General features: G+C 63.5%; 17 protein-coding genes and 2 pseudogenes. 9 read left to right on the top strand and 10 right to left on the bottom strand.

The genetic code is table 11. The features are described from left to right. Nucleotides 1–348: 348 nt before the first annotated feature. Complete coding sequence (locus MFF56_RS31055; RefSeq protein WP_197430473.1) at nucleotides 349–1,407, bottom strand: glycosyltransferase family 61 protein; 1,059 nt, start codon at nucleotides 1,405–1,407, stop codon at nucleotides 349–351. Nucleotides 1,408–2,203: 796 nt separating this feature from the next. On the opposite strand from MFF56_RS31055, the gene MFF56_RS31050 reads away from it, so the two are divergent. After that, nucleotides 2,204–3,034 carry a glycosyltransferase family 2 protein gene (locus MFF56_RS31050; protein WP_066919846.1) on the top strand — a complete coding sequence of 277 codons (831 nt, stop codon included), beginning with the start codon at nucleotides 2,204–2,206 and terminating at the stop codon, nucleotides 3,032–3,034. 1,799 nt (nucleotides 3,035–4,833) lie between these two features. Here MFF56_RS31050 and MFF56_RS31045 read toward each other — a convergent pair. Next, a complete protein-coding gene (locus MFF56_RS31045; RefSeq protein ID WP_082772911.1) occupies nucleotides 4,834–5,964 on the bottom strand; it encodes a glycosyltransferase family 61 protein in 1,131 nt (376 codons plus the stop codon). A gap of 266 nt (nucleotides 5,965–6,230) precedes the next feature. Here MFF56_RS31045 and MFF56_RS31040 point away from each other — a divergent pair, with 266 nt between their 5' ends. From MFF56_RS31040 to MFF56_RS31020, 5 genes are all read left to right on the top strand, one after another. Next, nucleotides 6,231–6,752: a methyltransferase domain-containing protein gene (locus MFF56_RS31040; RefSeq protein WP_238232126.1), complete on the top strand. Its 522-nt coding sequence runs from the start codon at nucleotides 6,231–6,233 to the stop codon at nucleotides 6,750–6,752. A 492-nt stretch (nucleotides 6,753–7,244) separates the two neighbouring features. Further along, nucleotides 7,245–7,454, top strand: a complete 210-nt coding sequence (locus MFF56_RS31035; RefSeq protein ID WP_082772913.1) for a hypothetical protein — start codon at nucleotides 7,245–7,247, stop codon at nucleotides 7,452–7,454. Between the two features lie 586 nt (nucleotides 7,455–8,040). After that, complete coding sequence (locus MFF56_RS31030) at nucleotides 8,041–8,379, top strand: DNA glycosylase family protein (RefSeq protein WP_238232124.1); 339 nt, start codon at nucleotides 8,041–8,043, stop codon at nucleotides 8,377–8,379. A 90-nt stretch (nucleotides 8,380–8,469) separates the two neighbouring features. Beyond that, entirely contained in the window at nucleotides 8,470–8,661 is a 192-nt protein-coding gene (locus tag MFF56_RS31025) for a DNA glycosylase family protein (protein ID WP_238232122.1), read from the top strand. Between the two features lie 287 nt (nucleotides 8,662–8,948). Then, on the top strand, nucleotides 8,949–9,158 hold the full coding sequence (locus MFF56_RS31020) for a hypothetical protein (protein ID WP_066919849.1): 210 nt from the start codon (nucleotides 8,949–8,951) through the stop codon (nucleotides 9,156–9,158). 978 nt (nucleotides 9,159–10,136) lie between these two features. Here the strand turns inward: MFF56_RS31020 and MFF56_RS31015 are convergent. From MFF56_RS31015 to MFF56_RS31005, 3 genes are all read right to left on the bottom strand, one after another. Further along, nucleotides 10,137–11,933: a cellulase family glycosylhydrolase gene (locus MFF56_RS31015; protein WP_082772914.1), complete on the bottom strand. Its 1,797-nt coding sequence runs from the start codon at nucleotides 11,931–11,933 to the stop codon at nucleotides 10,137–10,139. Nucleotides 11,934–12,807: 874 nt separating this feature from the next. Further along, a complete protein-coding gene (locus MFF56_RS31010) occupies nucleotides 12,808–13,458 on the bottom strand; it encodes an acyltransferase family protein (protein WP_238232120.1) in 651 nt (216 codons plus the stop codon). Nucleotides 13,459–13,466: 8 nt separating this feature from the next. Further along, complete coding sequence (locus MFF56_RS31005; protein ID WP_238232118.1) at nucleotides 13,467–13,907, bottom strand: acyltransferase family protein; 441 nt, start codon at nucleotides 13,905–13,907, stop codon at nucleotides 13,467–13,469. Between the two features lie 266 nt (nucleotides 13,908–14,173). Here MFF56_RS31005 and MFF56_RS31000 point away from each other — a divergent pair, with 266 nt between their 5' ends. After that, complete coding sequence (locus tag MFF56_RS31000; RefSeq protein WP_308445298.1) at nucleotides 14,174–14,296, top strand: hypothetical protein; 123 nt, start codon at nucleotides 14,174–14,176, stop codon at nucleotides 14,294–14,296. A gap of 42 nt (nucleotides 14,297–14,338) precedes the next feature. On the opposite strand, the gene MFF56_RS30995 is transcribed toward MFF56_RS31000, so the two are convergent. Continuing rightward, nucleotides 14,339–15,508 (bottom strand): alpha/beta hydrolase, encoded by a 1,170-nt coding sequence (locus MFF56_RS30995; protein ID WP_066919851.1) that lies wholly within the window; start codon nucleotides 15,506–15,508, stop codon nucleotides 14,339–14,341. A gap of 247 nt (nucleotides 15,509–15,755) precedes the next feature. Between MFF56_RS30995 and MFF56_RS30990 the strand changes: the two are divergent. Then, nucleotides 15,756–16,249, top strand: a pseudogene (locus tag MFF56_RS30990) (DUF427 domain-containing protein). Nucleotides 16,250–16,593: 344 nt separating this feature from the next. On the opposite strand, the gene MFF56_RS30985 reads toward MFF56_RS30990, so the two are convergent. The 3 genes from MFF56_RS30985 to MFF56_RS30975 all read right to left on the bottom strand — a co-directional run bounded on the left by MFF56_RS30985 (nucleotide 16,594) and on the right by MFF56_RS30975 (nucleotide 17,809). Then, a complete protein-coding gene (locus tag MFF56_RS30985; RefSeq protein WP_156453556.1) occupies nucleotides 16,594–16,755 on the bottom strand; it encodes a hypothetical protein in 162 nt (53 codons plus the stop codon). A gap of 365 nt (nucleotides 16,756–17,120) precedes the next feature. Further along, on the bottom strand, nucleotides 17,121–17,528 hold the full coding sequence (locus MFF56_RS30980) for a hypothetical protein (protein WP_066919853.1): 408 nt from the start codon (nucleotides 17,526–17,528) through the stop codon (nucleotides 17,121–17,123). A 95-nt stretch (nucleotides 17,529–17,623) separates the two neighbouring features. Continuing rightward, nucleotides 17,624–17,809, bottom strand: a complete 186-nt coding sequence (locus MFF56_RS30975) for a hypothetical protein (protein ID WP_066919855.1) — start codon at nucleotides 17,807–17,809, stop codon at nucleotides 17,624–17,626. A gap of 127 nt (nucleotides 17,810–17,936) precedes the next feature. On the opposite strand from MFF56_RS30975, the gene MFF56_RS30970 reads away from it, so the two are divergent. Next, nucleotides 17,937–18,149: a hypothetical protein gene (locus tag MFF56_RS30970; RefSeq protein WP_066919857.1), complete on the top strand. Its 213-nt coding sequence runs from the start codon at nucleotides 17,937–17,939 to the stop codon at nucleotides 18,147–18,149. Nucleotides 18,150–18,205: 56 nt separating this feature from the next. Here MFF56_RS30970 and MFF56_RS30965 read toward each other — a convergent pair. After that, nucleotides 18,206–18,301 (bottom strand): annotated as a pseudogene (locus MFF56_RS30965) (IS5/IS1182 family transposase); the annotation flags it as partial.

Below are 18,301 nucleotides of genomic sequence, written 5' to 3'. Positions count from 1 at the left end.
ATCACCGCCCACTCCGCATCCGTCAGGTCAAACCGCGCCATCCAGATCCCTCCCGCTCAGAGGGCTAACGCCGCCGCACCTCAGCCGTGCCAGACGTTATGGGTCCGCGACCTAGCCCCGATGGCCGTTGCAACGCGCCCGTGCAGATGGGTTGCCAAGGTAGCAGGCAGTAGGCTCTCCTCGTTGGATGGCTTCACATCGAAGCACATTCCTGCCCTCTATGAACCGCAACTCCATTGGAGCTGTTCACACTTGGCCTCGAGTATTACGCGAAAGGTTCTTGATTTATCCATTCCGGTCGGGCTTCTAGCAATAGCACATCTGCCCTCGAAATAGCTTATCGCGTCTTCAGAGAGCCGCACAGAGCGCGTCGGCGACTTGCTCGGGCTCGGGGATAACGCGCTCCACGATGAACGGGGCACCTGTGTTCGGCACGTTGTGGGTGCCCTGCGCGAAATGGTAAGTGCTGTCGTTACCAGTGAGGTCGTCAATCAGGAAGAAGTTCGCGTTCAGTCGTTCTGGCGCGAGCAGTTTGAATCGCACTGGTGCGGGCGCAAACAGGCTGACATGGTGGGCCGAGCCGATCACCCCGTAGATCGTCGCCCCGCTGGCGTAGAGGCGGAGGTGTTCGGCAAGCGTCAGGTCTTGCGGGTGAATGATGGCAAAGCCGCGCCGCTGCAGAGCCGCCTCCAGCTCGGCCTCGTTCTGCCAGCGCGCCACCCCCGCCGCGAGCCCGGATTTGGTCAGGTAGACCGGCCGGTCTAGGCGGGGCGGGGGCGGAGCCGCCTCCATCAGGCGCGCCCCAAGTTGCCGGCAGAAGCGCACGAAGTCCGGGTAGCCCTGTGCCTGGGGTCGGAAGGCCGGCTCGGTGACCAGGATGGTGTCAATCCGGAACGGCGCGTCGGCGTGCACGATTGCATCCCGCCGCAGACCGAGCGCGCCGAAGAGTTCGCGGACGTGACGCAGGGCGAACCACTGGTCCGGATCGCCGTCGCCGTGCATGACGATCCTCTGATCGGGCCTGAAGCCCTCGGTGAAGGGCCAGAACCGCGCCAGCGTCTCGATCAGGAAGTGCCCGAAATGGTGCACGAAGCGACCGCCATAGATGTACTCGCTGTCCGACGGGAGCTGCGCCTCGATCGCCGCGTAGCGCGTCGTGCTCTCGGGGATCTGGCGCAGCGGTACCATGTCGGCGAAGCCGCGCTCGACCGCGAGCTCGACCGGAGCGTCCTGCGCGTCGAACAGGCCCCAGTTTCCCTCCTCGCGGTGGGGCAGGTAGTAGGCCGGCCCCACACGCTTCATCACCGGCTGGCCCGTCAGGATGCGGCAGGCGCCGCGCATATGCTCCTTCGTGCGCGGCAGCAGCAGCGACGACGCTTCGCCAGGGGGACGTATCTCGCTGTCCATGACTGTTCCGGGGGGCATTGCAACCGCTGCCTACTCGAAGGGCTGAGGCAAGGCCATAGGCCGACGAACAGGTCGGCCGGAACCCTAGACGCGCCGTTCAGTCTCTCATCCTGGCCAGTCCTGCCAATCCCGCGACACACGAGATGGCTCAGGCCAGAGCGTCATTCCGCGCTGGCTGATCCGCCGCGAACCGGCCGATCACGCCACTCTGCGCCAGTGCAATCAGTCGGGATCGCTCTGCGGGGTGAAAGCCCGATGACACCCTCCTGGCAACCCCGCTCCAACCTGCGGTAGCTGGCGCTGGAGCAGCGCTGGGATGGGGCAGCGCATGGTGCGAAGTTGGCCCGCAGCTGATGCCCAGGGCGCCCGCTGACTCTCCGAAAGGGGCGTGGGCGCGGGCAAATTCTCGACGCAGGCCAATCCGGTGATGGGCATAATGCGATCATGCTATGGCGAGGCGGCACCATACCCGGGGCGAGGTGACGATCCGTCAGATCGGGGGAGAATTGTCCGGCACCGGGGAAGCCCGCAGAGCTGATATACGGTCCCTCCAAAGAGATATCGTTGTTTGGGGTGCTCCGGCAGATGGCCATCCTCGGCTGAGAAGACTGATCGCTGGCCGCAGCGCGCGGTCGGCACAGGGCCTTTCGCGCTTCAGAGACTGGCCCGATGCGCATCATGGATGCATGGCCGCCCACGGCGGTGGTTCGAGCCGCGCTTGTCGGACTAGCCTACTCCGGCGTAGCAAGGAGGTCGCCGGCTGAATGGGACCTTGCGCCGGTAAGGATCGGAGCACATGGACTACCTCACCGCCTGCTGCACCGCGAAGAACGAGGCGTCCTATATAGCCGAGTGGATCGCTTTCCATCTCACCACCGGCTTCGACCGCCTTGTCATCATCGACAACGGCAGCACTGACGGGACCGGGAACGTCGCGCGCACGTTCGGCTTCACCGGCCAAGTCGATGTGATCGATTGGCCCGGCCCAGGCACGCAGATCGAGATGTACGAGAAGGTTGCCAGAGACTACCGGGATCGGACGGAGTGGTTGGCCTTTATCGATGCCGACGAATTCCTCTACCCGGTTGAGGGCCCGGATCTGCGCAAGACCTTGGCGGAGATGGGCGACATCGACGGTGTCGGCGTTCACTGGCACATCTACGGCTCCGATGGCCACACTGAGGCCGTCCCGGGCCTGACGGTTGAAAATTACACGCGCCGGGCCGAGGACACCTTTCTGTTCAACCGCCATATCAAGACGGTGGCGCGTGCGGCTCGAATCGAGAAGGTCTATTCCTCACACCTCATCGGCACGGCTGGTGGCCTCGTAGATGACGGCGGTGCGCCAATTCCTATGACAGAGCCTCACGGGTTCTACGCCGACAAGCCTGCCTGTTGGAACAGGTTTCGGATCAACCACTACCACACTCGCTCGTGGGGCGAATATCAGATTAAAGCCTCGCGCGGCTACTTCGGCGTCGATGACGAGAAATTGGCCTCGGAGCAGCGCATCGCTGATATGTTCGCCTGCCATGACCGCAACGAGGTTAAAGACGATAGCGCCACCCGATTCGTGCCGGGGATGCATCCGCTCCTCAGGCAGGCGGAGGGGCGGTTACCTTCCTGACATCCGCCGTCACGGCACGACGCTGGGACACTGATATCGCTTTGGTGGGGGCGCTTGCGTTCTCCGTCCTCTCAAAGATGGCCTGTCTGAACAATGTCGCCCGCATCGTCAACAACGACCGGTGCGAACGCATCTTGGATGAATGATCCCGGACGAGGCGTAGCTGCAATCGGAAAGATGGGGTCCCACGGGTCGCACCCGGCTGCACGGATGAGTGGGTTGCCGGCGTCTCGGTTATCGGTTGACGCTCAACCGAGCGCCGCTGCATGCTCTGATCGGGGAACTCTCATGCCCCGTCGCGATGCCGGTCGGGCGCTGGCTCAGCGCGTCCGCATCGTGTTGGCCTGGGCCGAGCCGGGTCCGAACGGCGGGGGGGCACCCGCGCGCCCGTTATCCGACACATGGGGGGCACGGCACGACGGGCCCGCGTCCGAGCCTTGCGCCTCGATGGCCCCGTCGATCTGCCCGGCTCCGGTGGCTCACGCCAAGTCGCGGATACCCAGATCGAGCGGCTGATCAGGCTCACCTAGAAAGCGGGCCGACGAACGGGAACCATCGGTCGACGCGCGGCAAGAGCCGCCGGACAAACAGGAGCTGAGCCACGGTCTCGCGGCTCCGGCGTGCATGCACCTCTAGCCATAACCGGTCGACGGAATCGCATTGTCCAGCGACCCTGCCTTCGTCGAAGAATCCGCAATGTCATCGAGGTCTGTTCTGCCCAACCGCATCGCGCCCTCGGGTTAGCCTGAGACAAGAAGTCGCAGATTCAGGTTTTCAGGCTGTGCGAGCAGACTTTCTTCCTAGGTGGGCCTCGATCAGCCCGATTGCTGAATCTCCGGATCGGGCTGTCGGCGCTCCGGACGCGCAGCGCAGACGCGAAGCCTCTTTCGCCGCGTCGGCGCCGCCCTTACGTCACGTTCCCTCCGGCGCCTTCCGCCAGGACGGCTCGGCGAGGACCAAGGTCGGCTCGGTCTTGGACGCTGACGCACACACCCAGCGACGGTGAAGATCATCGCTACGTAGGATGAGCAGACCTCGGGGCCGTGAGATGTCAGCCGTCCACGTCCGGCCATATGTGCTGGGCGCTCGCCGAGAAAAGTCGCAACGATCAGAGCCGGCGTCCGTCACCACACGGTTGCCTCGCACTCGGTCGGTCAAACGCAATAGGTCTCAGCAACGGCAATCTCCGCCCCTGTCCGCGAGCAACGCAGGTATGTGGACACACCGGCCGTGCAATCCGGTTGGAGGCGTCCGCCACATTCGGGCGGGACCTATTATGGACTGAACGCGACGGAACCGCGCCAGCCGGCGCGGTCGTTGAGACGAGCGTTACAAGCTTCGCGTTCTTGCCCAGCGTGGTGGCGCCTCGCGCGGGGTTGCGACCGAGCACTCACCCTTCTGAGACAGGGCCTTATCGTCGCTTACGTTATTGCAACGGGGCCGTCGACCAGCCACCTGCCTCGACGGCGAGCGCCCACTGCAGAGGAGATGGATCGCAGATTTCGGCCTCGATGAACCGATGCGGCCGGTCGTAGGAGGCGTGCTCAGCGCGGCCAGGGCTTGACGCTCCAGCGCTCATGCAACCCGGTTACCCACGCGACAGAGGGCGGGCATCGCGCAACGAGAAGCGTTGTAAGACAACGTCGCACGCAACGGCTGGATCCCCTACAACAATGCCGTCGCCCGGACCGGCTTAGCGGGCAAGTCAGTAGCGCGGATCGCAGCATGTGCCAGCCGCGATGGGAGTGCTCCGCACTCACAGAGAAAGCCCGGCTGCAGAACGTTCAAGGCGTGATGCGTCAAGGCCACAGCGATTGTACGCCGGGATAGGCCAACCGATCCTCCGGGGCGGGTCGCCCTACCATCCGGCGCAGGCGTGCCCGAAGGCCTAGCTTCGCATCGATCTGGCGTAGGATTTCGTCAGCGACGGCGACAGGGTCGTCAATATGGAAATCCTGTGCGAAGGCCGGGTTCTCGGAGGGCATGACGGTGCCGTTAGGATAGAAGTAGCTGCTGTCATTTCCTTTTAGAAAATCGATAAGGATTTGGCTGGACGCCATGGTCGAATTTAAGTTGAGCCCAATAATTTTCGAGGAGCGCTCCGCCAGCAGAGACGTGTGGAGCGCAGAGCCGGCATATGACACGATGGCTGGAGCGCGCTCAAAGATGTCAATCTGATCACCCAAAGACAGTGTCTCGGGGTAGATGACTTCCATGCCCTTGCGCACCAAGTGCTCAATAATCTTATCTTCGTTCAAGATACGGGAAACGCCAGAGGTGAGGCGGGCTTTCGAGAAAATGACTGGGTGGGAGTAGGTTCTAGCCGCGCTGCTCCGGGGTAATGATCGGCCGATAATAGTGCCAACATCGCCATGGATGCGATGGGCACTGTTAGTCTCTTCAAAGCTCGGGGCCGGAATGTACAGTTTCCCGAAACGCGTCGGTTCGACCGGACGGAAGAAATTGTCGGGTGAGAGATTGAATGCTCGCAGTGTGGCGGCAGCCACTGGTAAATGCTTGCAGTATGTTTGTATGTCATGATCGCCATGAAATACCAGCTTTATGTTAGTATCATTCAATTTTATCAATGGCCAGAGGCGGGCGACGCTTGTGAGAAGATAATGGCCGTGATGCATGGATAACGGGCCGATATACATGTATGTGCATTCTTCTGCGGCAGGCCGCACGGAAAGACTGCCATTTAGGCGCTGAGATTGGCCGACGCGATCCTGATATGGCCCCCTTCGATAAGCTGCGAGGGATATATTCGATCCAGCTTTGTCGTAGATGCCCCAATCAGGATCGTGGTCAAGCAGTGCAAATTGTTGCTTCGGGACTAGGGTCGCGCTCTCGAAGGCGCCTGCGAGCGGGTTTATGGCCGAGTAAAACGCATTGCCATGAACGAGATCGCAGGTTCGTAGGGTGGGCATTCTATGGACTCTGGTTCAACGGCGATGCTCAGGACAGGGTTCACTCCTGATAGGCGCCCATGCCGAGCGGCAGAAGCGCTTCCCTAACACACGAACGGAGAAATTACCGGAGGTTGCCGATGCAGGGCGGTCGCGGGCCACAGGCATTGGTGACATGATACTCGGTGCGTGCGATGGATATGCCACAACGCGCCATAGGCGCGGTGTGAACTCGCGTTTCTGACGGGGTTGGGATGCCGAAGCACAGGCCATGGATACGATGGGTGATGGACGAGGAGACTGCGCGCTTAGTTGGCGCCTCGTCTCCCGAGACTATGGATGTCTGCGAGATTTCCGGCGAGGCCTGGAGTGATTTTGCTGAGTGGAAAAGCTTCACATCTAAAAAATATCCCGAGTTCGACGTTTGCAGTGATCCTTTCGACAAAAATTACGATCTCATCATTGCTGAGCAGGTATTTGAGCATGTCCGCTATCCATGGAGGGCAGCGAAAAATATGTTCGATGGGCTGAAAGACGGCGGATATGTCCTCATAACAACGCCGTTCATTTTTCATATTCATCCAACGCCCCTCGATTGCTGGCGTTGGACACCTCAGGGCATGGGGTTCATGCTCGAAGACTCTGGGTTCAAGCCGGAGCACATCGTCACCGGCGGTTGGGGAAATTACGAATGCTTCCTTCAACACGCCATTGACCAGAGCCACGCCCCTGCTGTTGCTGACCATCACCCGATGACGAACCATGGGCATATTCCCCAGATGGTGTGGGGCTACGCTCGCAAGGCTTAGCCGAATGGTCTCGGGTAGCGGCGTGACGGATCGAGCCCGAGGCGTTCGGGCTCGCTCGTCGGGAGCTGAACGGCATGCATTCGGAGTTCGAGTGGGACCGACTGAGGCGGGTCGGAAGAACTTAAACCTTGTCAGACCCAGCGACTCGTGGTCTGGGATCGAGCCGTTGCTGTCCCCCAAACCTGTGAAGCCAGGACGTGCTCGGACGCACGGTTCGGATCGTGCAGCCCTGGCCGGCATCATTTCGGCCCTGCGTACCGGCGTGTGGCGTAAGCGCCAGCCGCGTGCAGTTCGGCTTCCCGCGCCCGGTGAGGATCAGGTCTGCCACCGGCCGGACGGGCCCGTCACGACGGCAACCAGCCTCGGACGCACACCGGACCCGTGGCCAATGCGGCGGCGCGAAATTGGATGGTGAGGCATTCAATCGGAACCGGCGCTCAGTCAGCACGGTTCTACGTCACAGCTCGCGGTTCCCATGCGACGGATTCTATCATGGCAAACGAGAACGAGCGCGGCGAAACGGCTGCAAATCTCGCCGAGCGGCTGGAGGGAACCAACACACTGCTTGCGGAATGGGCGGCCTGCGCAACGCAGAATAGCCCGTCCCTGATCGAGCGCTTCGAGGCGATGGGCTACGCTGTGCGCGGCAAATCGCACGATGAAGTCGCCGAAGTTCTACGGCGGCCTCCCGAGCGAGCGTGAGCCTCGGTTCCGAAAAGTCGCCACGTCGACGCCTCTGAGCTTCGGCGCAGCGGGTTGCGACCGGGATGGTCGGCGGTCCTCATCAAATCGGAGACGCTCCGATCTCGGCCCAGGCGCTCGAGGCGCCGGGCGCTGCCCGGGGTGAGCGCGGGATGATGGCGTCTCGGCGGAACAAGCGGGTGACTTCCTTCCGGCCGTGCCCACGGTCGAACCAGGAGAGCGATCGTAAGAGTAAGGCAGCTCGCGGATTATGCGCCGTGATCTTTGCTTGCTTCGAGCGCGTGAGGTTAGGCTCCAACGATTCCCGCGGTCACCATGCAGAAGCAGGATGACCGGCTGGACCACCGACCGATCTCGGTTATGCTTGGCTCGTAGAGATCTACAAATCGTGCTGGAGGTCACAACGGCACGTTGCCGGTTACGTTAGGTATCTCAACGTTTCTTCGACATCGACCACCGGGGCGCCGCCCTTTCATCGGTCTCAACGGAGGATCCCGCCGCTGACTTACCGATTCTGGTGCGTGATGGCCCCGAGACACCTCAGGGCTCTACATAGCTCTATCGATGTTCCGCCACGCGAGTGTCCATGAGCCTTGATCCCGACGTCTTCAGGTTCTTGTCCCGCGCCGCGGCAGCGACCTCGGCACCCTTGCATGCGGCCATTGTTCGTCAGGGCCCCATCGCGATCCCGTCGCCCTCACACGTGCTGGTGGCTGATCGCCTGTTCGTCGAGGTCATCAATCAACAGATCTCTACCCGGGCGGCACTCGCGATTTGGGACAGGATCGAGATCCGAGCAGCCGAGCGGGGCATCGCGCCCCGGGAGCTTTTCGTTCCGGGGGAAGAGGCGACTTTGCGCGGCTGCGGCGTATCGGGCAACAAGGTACGGGCCTTGATGGCGATACGGGAGGCGGAGGCTGCCTGAGAGCTGGGCGAGGCTCTGGCTCTCATGCCGCATGCGGATCGGACGTCTGCTCTTTGCCGGATTCGGGGCGTCGGCCCATGGACAGCCGATATGATCGGTATCTTTCACTTCCAAGATCCGGATATCTGGCCCGCCGGCGATGCTGCGGCCGTCGGGACGCTGCGGCGACTAAGCGGCCGTGAGGACCACGTAGCGGTGGCCGCGGCTTTCTCGCCGTACCGCTCGATCCTCGCCCGCTACATGTGGATAAGCCGCGATGCCGACAAAGAAGCCGTGACGTGACGCGTATCCCGCATGTTTATGCGGATGCCGCGGCGGTCCTGTGCAACCACCGGGCGGCTCGAACATTAAGACTTGACGAACCCGCGGCTCTGTATCATCCGCACATGGTCCGTGCGACGCCTACCCGAGGTAGGCAGCGCGGTCTCACAGGAACCCGGAACCCCATGCCCGACGACAGTAGTCGATCGACCATGCCGCCTACGGCCTATCGCGTGTTCCAAGCCTGATCCTCTGATCGGCTCACTCGCGACCGGCCGAAAGGCGGCTGGTCGCTTACGAGGTGAGCCATGACCTTCCTGAACGTATCTGCCCGCCGCGCTGAGCACGCGGGTACTGACCGCAGCGTCCTGGTTATCGCATTTATGATGGCGCTGGTCTTCGTGCCCGTCCTCGCCACCCACATTGCCGTCCTGACGCTCAACTCGGACATTAGCCTGGCGACGCTGAAGCAAGGGGTCTGGCAAGTCGCAAGACTGCCGGAGCGGGCGCCTGGCTGATCGCCAGACCGATCCTGCTGGATGAAGTCCAGTGATCGTTGGGGTACGCGAGAGGGCCGACGCTCAACGCAAATGTGTGAGCATAATGCTGGCCCTCTTGTATCGCCGAGCCAGAGGCGTGGCGCTCCCTCGTGTCTGCTGGACAAGCTGCCGGAGTGCTCTGTCTGGTACAGCTCCGATACTCCCTCAGCCCGACTGGGCAGATGCAAAGATAGGTGCCGCGTCACCTGATGCGTGTGGCAAGCGCAGTCGTGGCGATACGGTGCATGACTGGGCGATGCCATCTTCCAAGCATGTTATAGGCTCTGCTTGAGCTTGGACTCGTCCGGCTGGCAGGCGTCTCGAAGTCTTCCCGAACGAGGGCTCAGGCAGCGTTTCCAGGTGGCAGCCTTCCGACGTGCCGCCGCCCGCACGCGCCGAGCAGCACGTCGCAGCCGGGGTATACCGTGGCTGGCGTGAACCTGCTGATATCACCTAGGTCGACGTCCCGCTCGAAATACCGCACCGTCCGGGCCCCGGGGCCTGTCAAGGCTACGCGTGGCGGTCCTGATGGATAGCGTCGTGGTTGAGGCTCCGCCGAGCCCAAACGCTCCTACCGCTCAGCGCAATCGCGAGGCGATCATGGATGAGGTGTGGGCGGTTCTCAAATTGCCGGGCCATGCCGCGTTCCCGCTTGCGTCGCCTCGTCAACGAGAAGACCATCGGGGTGAAATCGCGCTGACAGATCCGGGGAGGGCAGGGCCCCGGATCCGGACTTGCGAGCCCTGCGACGCGCCGATCTCGGGTGGACTTCCGTACCTCGCGCGAGCTCACAATCCAAACCAGGAGGAGCGGGACATGGTCGCTTCTTCGGTGCAGCCGCTGTCTGCCACCTCAGTTGAGGTTGTGCTCATGGGGACGCGGTCTCGATTGCTGCGGAAGGCGCGTGCCCTTCCCGAGCTAACACTGCGCGCGGTGGAGGAGCTGGAGAGCTGGCAATCAGGAGAAGAAGCTAGCGTCCACTTGGGCTGGCCTGATCCCGGTCAGCCTCACCGAGCCGCCCCCCGAGAGGGCCAGCAGAGCATCTCCGTCAGCAGCCGCCACGACCGTATAGCTCTGGCCCCGCAGGTCGATGCGATCGCCTTCGGCTGGATTGAACCCTAGGATCTTACTGGTGCGCGAGGGCTGACCGAACACGTACCTGTCCGCACCGAGGTCGCCCGAGAGGGTGTTGTCGCCGGAGCCGCCGGTCAGTACGTCGTCACCTTGACCACCGAAAAGCGTGTCATATCCAGGGCCACCCACAAGCGTGTCGTTCCCCAAGTTGCCGAAGACGAGATTGTCCCCAGCCTCTAACGAGATAAGGTCCTGGCCCTGGCCACCGTATAGAGTACTGTTGCCTGAACCTCCAACAAGCGTATCGTCCCCCAGATTGCCGTAGGCGAGGTTTCTCCCCATTCCAACCCTGATGAGATCCTGGCCCTGCCCCCCGTACAGCACATCGTCGCCCGATCCGCCGCTGAGCGTGTCGTCGCCGAGGTTGCCGTAGATGAAAGAGTCATCGCTGCTGGCGCTGTAATCGATCACGTCCTGGCCCTGGCCGCCGAAGACGCTGTCGTGTCCGTACGGTCCAGCCGTGCGGCCCGCCACAAGGAGATCGTCGCCCTGGTTGCCGTAGATCAACTCGGCATCGAGGCTGCCGTAGACCGTGTCGTTGCCAGCGCCGCCCAGGAACGTGACCGAACCCAACGGCAACGTGATCAGGTCCGGCCCTAGCGTCCCGACCGGCCGAGTGATCACGTCCGGCCCGCGCGTCCCGACCGGACTCTGGATGGAGGGTGCAGGCCCGGACTGACTCGGCAAGGTGATGAGGAAGTTCTCCAGCACGTCCATCTGCGGCCGATCGACGACTTGGTTGCTGCCGAGGCCGGTAGGCTCGATCGTGAACATGTAGTCGCCCCACCAGGGCCCGGCGGCCCAGTAGGTTGCGCCCTCCCAAACCGGGTGCGCGCGCATGTAGGCCACCATGTTGGCGAGCGCAGCGAGGCTCGTCGCATCCTGAGCGACGCCGAACTCGCCGAGGAACAGGCGATTGTTGGTCGCCTCCGCCCATTGGGTGATGGCAGTAAGCCGCTCCACACCGATGCTCGCGGAGACCACGGTGGCATGCGTACCGGAGCTGTCGCTGTCGAGGTATTGATGGACCTCGAAGGCGAAGTTGTTCAGAGGGTCGACGACACCGCGGCCGATGACCGTGTCGTTGTCGCTGCTAACCCAGCTGTGGGCGCCTGACCAGTAGCTGCCGGGAACGAGGATCTCCTGGCGGGCGCCGGCCGAGCGGATGGCCGCGATCGCCGCGTTGGCAGAACCGAGCCATTGCTGCGCGGTCTGCGCGTGCGGCTCGTTCATCAAGCCGAAGATGACGTTGTCGCGTCCGGCGAAGTGGCTTGCAAGCCGACCCCAGAAATCCGCGAAGGCGCTGTCGGGCGTCTCGGCACTCCCGATCAGATGCCCGAAGCCCGACCCGAAATTGTGCGGTTCCAGGATCACCTGCATGCCGCGGCTCGCCGCATAGCCGACGACGGTATCCATCTGCGCGAGCTCGCTCGCGTTCAAGGGCCCATTCTCGCTCAGCTGGGCCCGCTCCCAGATGAACGGAAGGCGGAGGACGGACATGCCTTTGCCGGCGTAGTAATCGATTTCCTGGGTGGTCGGATAGGTGTAGTCGGTTCCGAGCCTTCCTGGCAGTTTCCCGGTGCCGAAATCCGGACCTGCCAGATTAATGCCAAGTTTCATTGTATTCTCGATACAGTGCGCAGCCTTGATCTAGCCGGAACAGCTTGACATCGGGCCGTAGAGAAGCTGCACGCAATCTCGGGATGAAGCGTTAACGAGGAACTAATCGGCTGCTTCCATATAGCTGCGCAATCAAGATTCCTGTGGCACGTGTGGGAGGGATCACGCCGGCGGACGGGTCGGCCCTTCTGCCAGACTCCGGGAGCTCCGCCCTGTGGCGGGCCCTCTCCCGGTCAAGAGGCGTGTCGTACACGGGCGTCCCAGGGTGGCAGACTATGAGGCATCGCCCACCGAGCCACACCATAGCGCACGACATCGCGCAGCCCCCGAACACATCCCGCAGATGAGCTCACGCTGGGCAGCGGTCTCGGGCAACAGCGTCAGGTAAAGGGCGGCCGAATATTCCGCGCTGCGTCGCGATGCTGAGGCGCTGAGCGACCTCGTCGTCACGGATCAACTTTGCCGCAGCTTGGCGGCTAGAGATACCCACCCAATCCTCCGGCAGTTGCCTAGGCGGTAGGAGTTCAGGCTCGATCTCGACTTTCCGAAGCAGACGGAGCGCATCTTCCGGTGACAGGCTCTTCGCATCCGGCAACCACCCAGCGAATCCGCCCGGACCCGCTGAAGTTCAAGCGTCATTGCAGACTTCCTCGAACTTCTAAGATCTCAGCTAGGGAGGAGCTCGACGCCTAGGGGGCAGCAGGCCAGCAACCCGCCGACCTGCGGGGAACGGCGTAACGGGTCGCCTCGATACGCGACGATGATCTGCTTCAACCCCGCGCTGTGGCTCCTGTTGCCGTTTGTCCCGTTGGGATGCGCCCGCCATTCGGTGACTCAATCTGAACGACGAAGCCGGCACGGAGCAGGAATTGGGTTAGGCTCGAGTGGGCCGTGCTACTGGCAGGAGGGCAGTCGCCGCACGCGTCCATACGCGCCGCACAAGCTCCTGCCGACGCAGGGCTGGCCGCTCGACTGCGTGCCAGCTGAGGACTCCGAGGCAGCCAGCAACGATCAGCGCGACCGCGCTATTCGACCAGGGTGAGAGACCCGGTACATGCAGCGCCAGGAGGTTCTGCACCGGAAAGGCGTAGAGGTAAAGGCCGTAGGAGGGATCTGCTCTGTTGAGCGCAAGGCTGACAGGCGCAGGGCGGACCGCAAAGGCAAACCAGAAAATCAGGTACCCGCCAAACGCCGCGAAGGCGGGCTCAGCGAGCGGGGCGCTGAACATCAGCGGCAGGAGCAGCAGGGCCGCGATGACGGCGCCGCGCCGCGTGTAGCTGATGCGGTCCCGGAACAGGTGAAAGGCGCTCCCGCAGAAGAACACGAAGGTCAGCCGGATTAGTTCCGATAGGGTGCCAAGCAAGGAGCCAGGAGCACCAATCGGCAGAACGAACCAGCGTAGGACGTACAGGCACGCAAGCCCTGTCAGGAGAAGAACGAACCGTCTGGGCCGCCGCAATGCGCGCAAATCGTTGACGAGGGACAGGAGCAGGTAGCAGCCGAACTCGCACGGGATGGTCCACATCGACCCATTCAGGTACGGAACGGTAGTTCAGCAAAGGCACCTGACACCACGGGCATCAGGAGCAGCAGTGCCCTGACGCCGCACTGCAGGATCGAGGCAGCCGAGAGATCGCCCCCAGCGAACGGCGCAACGAGCGCGATGCAGACGAGCGAGGCGACGAGAAAGCCTGGATAGATCCGCACCGCGCGCTTCACCAGGTAGGCTGAGAAGGGGCGAGTGTTGAGGTAGCTCCTGGTGATCAGATAGCCGCTCACCAGAAAGAAGCCGTCGACGGCAAGCTCACCAAGTGAGAGGGTGCCGAACACTTGGGTGAGAGGCTCGCGTGAGCGGTTGCCGTCGATGAGCTCTGGGGCATGTGACAGCACCACGAGAGCGGCGAACAGGAGCCGGACCAAGCCGAGATTGTTGGCCCGGCTCTCGTCGTCTGGGTTCTGCTGCAGCGGTATCACGGCATCTGAGCTCCAAGGCGCAACGTCACAGCTTGATGGCTCCGCCAGGGTCGGCCCTCTTCGTATGCCACTGGTTTGAGGCGCGTGGGGAGTTTACGTTCTGAAGCCGCTCGTTGTGCAGCTTCTGTGACAGATCGGCATCATCGACGAGTCCGGCATCCGCAACGCCGAGGCCGCAGCGCGCGAGAGACGTTCAGCCAGAGGATTCCGGCAGGACCACCGAGACATGCGGTGTCGATGGGCCGCGGCATCCATAGGCGATGCCGGTGCTTTCCAGCACGCCCAAGGCGTGCGCCTCGTGGCTGGAGGCGCTGACCGAGGAGACGCTGCGGCTTCAACGCCCCCTGCCGGACGATCTGATGCGGGAGGTCGCGCGGGGCGAACGATAGAACGATGCCTGAGCTTCGGGCGGCAGTGGCTCAGTGCCGGTCTCAGCGTACCTTCCCCTGAATCCAGCCGATGATTGCGTCAGCGACCTCTAGGTTGTTGGCTTCCAGCATCATCATGTGGCCGTTGCCCTTAATGCCGTGGTCGGCGAGCGCCAGCCGATCAGGTTTCGCGCCAGCCTGTTCGAGGAAGGCGGCGGTGCAGTCGTCCATCGTCGCCCGGAACGAAGCCTCGCCCGTGACGATGACGGCGGGCACTTTCGCGAGTTGCGGCAACTGCCGGGCCGGTTCGGCCTGCAGCCAGCAGCGGATCTGATCGGGCCGGGTCGGCTGGTCGGCCTGAACCACTGTGAGGTCGGTCGGGCCGCTGACGGGCGGCTCGAAATGCAGCGGCACGCGGGTGATGCCGTAGGGCCGAGCCCGGGCCTCGCCGACCTTCTCATACCACTCAGCGCCGCCTTTGAAGCGTATGTCGAAGAAGGTCGGCCCGTTCGGCTCGACGGCGACGTAATCCTTCACCAGGTCCGGCCGCGGGTCGGACACTGCCCTTCCGAAGACGCCGGACTGCGAGTGGGTCAGCACCACCGAGGTGCCGATCTTCTCCAGAAGCGCGGTCAGCGCCGGGTTGACCAGCTCCTCGCTCTTCAGAGCGCTGGCGATGTAGGGCACCTGCGAGAGGTAGAACTGATCGAAGGCGAGATTGCCCCCCACGCCCGGCCCGCCCGGCCACTGCGTGTGCAGCTTGGCCTGCGGGAAGAGGTCGAACCGCTCTTGCCCGGTGAAAATGCTCTCAAGATCGCGGGTACTGAGCCGGGCGTAGGGGCCGTAGACCTCCGGGTTGTCGCACGAACGTCCGCGTCCGACCTGATCGACGACGTAGACGGCAAAGCCGCACTCTACGAAGCGATTCACCCAGCCCGGCCGGCCGTCGGGCGTGCCCAGGCAGTTGACGCCGGTCTGCGCTGTGCCGTGCACCAGCACGACGGGAAAGGGCTGCTTGACCTGTTCCGGGGCATGGTACTGCACGTACATGTGCCCGGTGGCGATCTCCTTGCCGCCAACAGTCACGTACTGGCCGCCGACGAAGAAGTAGCCCTCGCGCTGGGCGGGCTTGGAGACGGTAGGGACGTTCGGGGTTGCGGGCTGTGGGTCAGCCCCAACCGCGCCGACCAGTCCGAACAGGGCACCAGCTGATAAGAGTGCGGCCTTAAGCATCGACGTCCTCCCACGGACGTCTCAGCGTCCTGATGAGAGTATCAGAGGAGACCAACCACATGTCCATGCAATCTGCAGTTACGCTACCGGCGGGCTGAACGGCATTGTTCCGAGAATACGGAGCTTGCATGCCCGTAGGCAGCTTGAGGGTTGTGAGCCATGGCCTGTCTCTGCGATTTACCGCGCGAAGGGACCCAAAGAAGCGCCACCTCGCCGGTCGACTACTCTCATCGACCAGAGGCGGAAAATGAGCCGCCCCATCCCGTTGCCGATCGGCCCCGGTCAGGAAAGCGTGTGCGACTATCCACGCCCGCCACGCTTGGAGCCGGTGCCCGAGCGCCTGCGGGTGATCTTCGACGGCGTGACCATCGCCGACACGGTGCGGGGCTGGCGCGTGCTGGAGACGAGCCACCCACCGACCTACTACCTGCCGCCGGGCGCCATTCACCCCGGTACACTCGCCCCGGCTGGCGGCAGCGGCTGTGAATGGAAGGGCCGCGCGATCAATTTCGGTGTCGTCGGGCCGCAGCGGCGCGCCAAGCGGGTCGCCTGGGCCTATCCGAAGCCGACCGAACCGTTTGCCGGGCTGCTGACCACCTGGCCTTCTACGCCGGTCCGATGGACGCCTGCTCCGTTGGCGAGAAGCGCGTCACCCCACAGCCGGGGGGCTTCTATGGCGGCTGGGCCACGCGCCGGATCGTCGGTCCGTTCAAGGGCGAACCCGGCACGATGTGGTGGTGAGGGGCTGTCCCTATCCGTCGGATCGGTAGACCATCAATCGTCGGATGCAGCCCCGGAGGCAGGTCGGCGTCCGGGGCACGCTTTTCACCCGATGATGCCTCTCTCGAGCACGGCCTGAAGAGCATCGGAAGGCGGAAGCTCCAGGCTCGGCATTACAGTATCCAAAGCCGCTTCCAGTCGTTCCTACGAGGTGCGCTGTTTGGCGCGGCGGATCTGATGGTGTTCCAGTCTGGTCATGGTCAGCTCTTTCGATGGCCAGGGGTGCCATCGAGGAGCCTTTACGTGACGAGGCCGGTGCTGCGACGAGCAGCGCCCTGCCGCAGATCCGCCGTTCCCAAGGTGGGTCAGAACGCGAGGCGGATGTCGGCGAGGAGCAGCCCGGCGATCCGGGTGTCCCACGTCTCCCCGGCCCTGATCGGGTAGGCCTCCGTAAGGGTGCCAGTCGTGACGACCTCGCCCGCGGCGAGCGCCGGACTGTCCGAATCGTCCGCTAAGACCTCGACCAAGTGCCGCAGCGTCGCCAGGGGCCCGCTGCGACAAGGACGACGCGAAGGCCCGTAGCGAAGACCGGAAGACCGGGGCCGAACGGCACAAGGGCGGTGGCACGGTCGAGACCAATATCGAACCGCAGGCCCAAGCCGAGGGCACTTGCATCGTGTCCGGCACGCGCCGAGGCATCGACGGCACCGACCGGATCGCGAGCGTGACGCACACGCTACGCCCGGGCGAAAGCGGCTGTGCCACGACGAAGCTCTAGCCGAAGCAGCCGGATGACAAGGCCGGCCCAGGTTCCCGCAAGGCGCGCCAGACATCGCAGGGCCGACCATGAAGGCTTCCCCCACCCCGATCACGCCTCCCCAGCTCGACATCGTCATCTGGCGCGGTGACAACGAGCCGGCCGTGAAGCGGTGCTTCGGAGACGCGACACGATCTGCTTGCTCGACTGAGCCGGGGCGCCGAGATTATCTCCGCAGTCCGCGGGACCGCCGGACAATTTTAAAGCGGTGAGTTCGATCGGCGCCTGATCGGGCCCAGCCTGGAAAGCACGGAACGCTGCCACCAGCCGCTCTGCCTCCTTCGCGTATTCCATCCACGCCGGTTCTTCGGCTCGGCGCATCTCCGCGATCCCGTCGTCCGCGATCCCGACCTCCTTGGGGCCGATCGACGCCATGGCATCAGGGTCCTTGTTGTCGTGCCGGCACAGGGCACGCGCCACACGCTCGATCGGATCGGCGGCCTCGGCCCGGTGCCAGTCTAGATGGATCGCTTCTTCGCTCATCGGTCGTCTCGCAGATTACCTGAGCGGCAACGCGCAACGCCGCTGAAAGCATCACGCCTTCCAGCCTCTCGAGGACCGTCGCGGCCCTTGTCGCATCAGTCGTCCGAACTCTTCGGCTCCAGCGCCAAGCCGATCGCCATCATCAGACCTGAACCGCTCACAGCAGTCAGGCACAGGTACAGCAGCTCTCCGTCCATCGTGACCTCCTGGATCAGGTCGGCAGGCTCGCCTGATTCCGACCAATGCAGGCCGCAGGCCAGAGTTCGGCCGCCGCCATCCACGCTTCCTCATCGTGAGGAAGACCATGACCGTCGCTGAGACCCAGCGTGCTCTGATCGCGCGCAGGTACGACCTGGACACGGCCGGTTCCGATGGCGATGCCGATCCTCGCGATCTGAGAGACTGAGCATGGACGGAGGCGTGATTTCCGGCCTCGCCTTCGTCGTGATCCAGGCGACGATCCACTGCCCGCAGCCGGCCGTGCCGGAAGCGACCCGGTTCTGCCAGATCATCGAGGTGCCGATACGCTTCAGTCGGACCGACACGGCCGAGACGCGCGCGCAACTGCGGAGCCTGAACGCGAAGTGGCGAGCCGGGTGCGCGCCGCAGGGCGGCCGCTGAGGCCTCACCGCAAGCCTCTGATGCCAGCACACCTCGCTGGCCTCTAGGTCGTAGACTCATAAAGCTCGCAGCCGGACCCGCAGGGCTGCGAGCTTGACGCTGGCCAGGAAGTTGTCGGGGTCCTTGTCGTAGCGGGTGGCGACGGCTCGGAA

It is taken from the genome of Methylobacterium hispanicum, from assembly GCF_022179285.1.
Lineage (GTDB): Bacteria > Pseudomonadota > Alphaproteobacteria > Rhizobiales > Beijerinckiaceae > Methylobacterium > Methylobacterium hispanicum.
This window is presented reverse-complemented; position numbering and strand designations above follow the sequence as displayed.

Excerpts from the sequence above, each read along its gene's own strand:
- MFF56_RS31055 (WP_197430473.1), bottom strand. The coding sequence starts at position 1,407 with ATGGACAGCGAGATACGTCCCCCTGGCGAAGCGTCGTCGCTGCTGCTG.
- MFF56_RS31050 (WP_066919846.1), top strand. The coding sequence starts at position 2,204 with ATGGACTACCTCACCGCCTGCTGCACCGCGAAGAACGAGGCGTCCTAT.
- MFF56_RS31045 (WP_082772911.1), bottom strand. The coding sequence starts at position 5,964 with ATGCCCACCCTACGAACCTGCGATCTCGTTCATGGCAATGCGTTTTAC.
- MFF56_RS31040 (WP_238232126.1), top strand. The coding sequence starts at position 6,231 with ATGGACGAGGAGACTGCGCGCTTAGTTGGCGCCTCGTCTCCCGAGACT.
- MFF56_RS31035 (WP_082772913.1), top strand. The coding sequence starts at position 7,245 with ATGGCAAACGAGAACGAGCGCGGCGAAACGGCTGCAAATCTCGCCGAG.
- MFF56_RS31030 (WP_238232124.1), top strand. The coding sequence starts at position 8,041 with ATGAGCCTTGATCCCGACGTCTTCAGGTTCTTGTCCCGCGCCGCGGCA.
- MFF56_RS31025 (WP_238232122.1), top strand. The coding sequence starts at position 8,470 with ATGATCGGTATCTTTCACTTCCAAGATCCGGATATCTGGCCCGCCGGC.
- MFF56_RS31020 (WP_066919849.1), top strand. The coding sequence starts at position 8,949 with ATGACCTTCCTGAACGTATCTGCCCGCCGCGCTGAGCACGCGGGTACT.
- MFF56_RS31015 (WP_082772914.1), bottom strand. The coding sequence starts at position 11,933 with ATGAAACTTGGCATTAATCTGGCAGGTCCGGATTTCGGCACCGGGAAA.
- MFF56_RS31010 (WP_238232120.1), bottom strand. The coding sequence starts at position 13,458 with ATGTGGACCATCCCGTGCGAGTTCGGCTGCTACCTGCTCCTGTCCCTC.
- MFF56_RS30995 (WP_066919851.1), bottom strand. The coding sequence starts at position 15,508 with ATGCTTAAGGCCGCACTCTTATCAGCTGGTGCCCTGTTCGGACTGGTC.
- MFF56_RS30980 (WP_066919853.1), bottom strand. The coding sequence starts at position 17,528 with ATGAGCGAAGAAGCGATCCATCTAGACTGGCACCGGGCCGAGGCCGCC.
- MFF56_RS30970 (WP_066919857.1), top strand. The coding sequence starts at position 17,937 with ATGGACGGAGGCGTGATTTCCGGCCTCGCCTTCGTCGTGATCCAGGCG.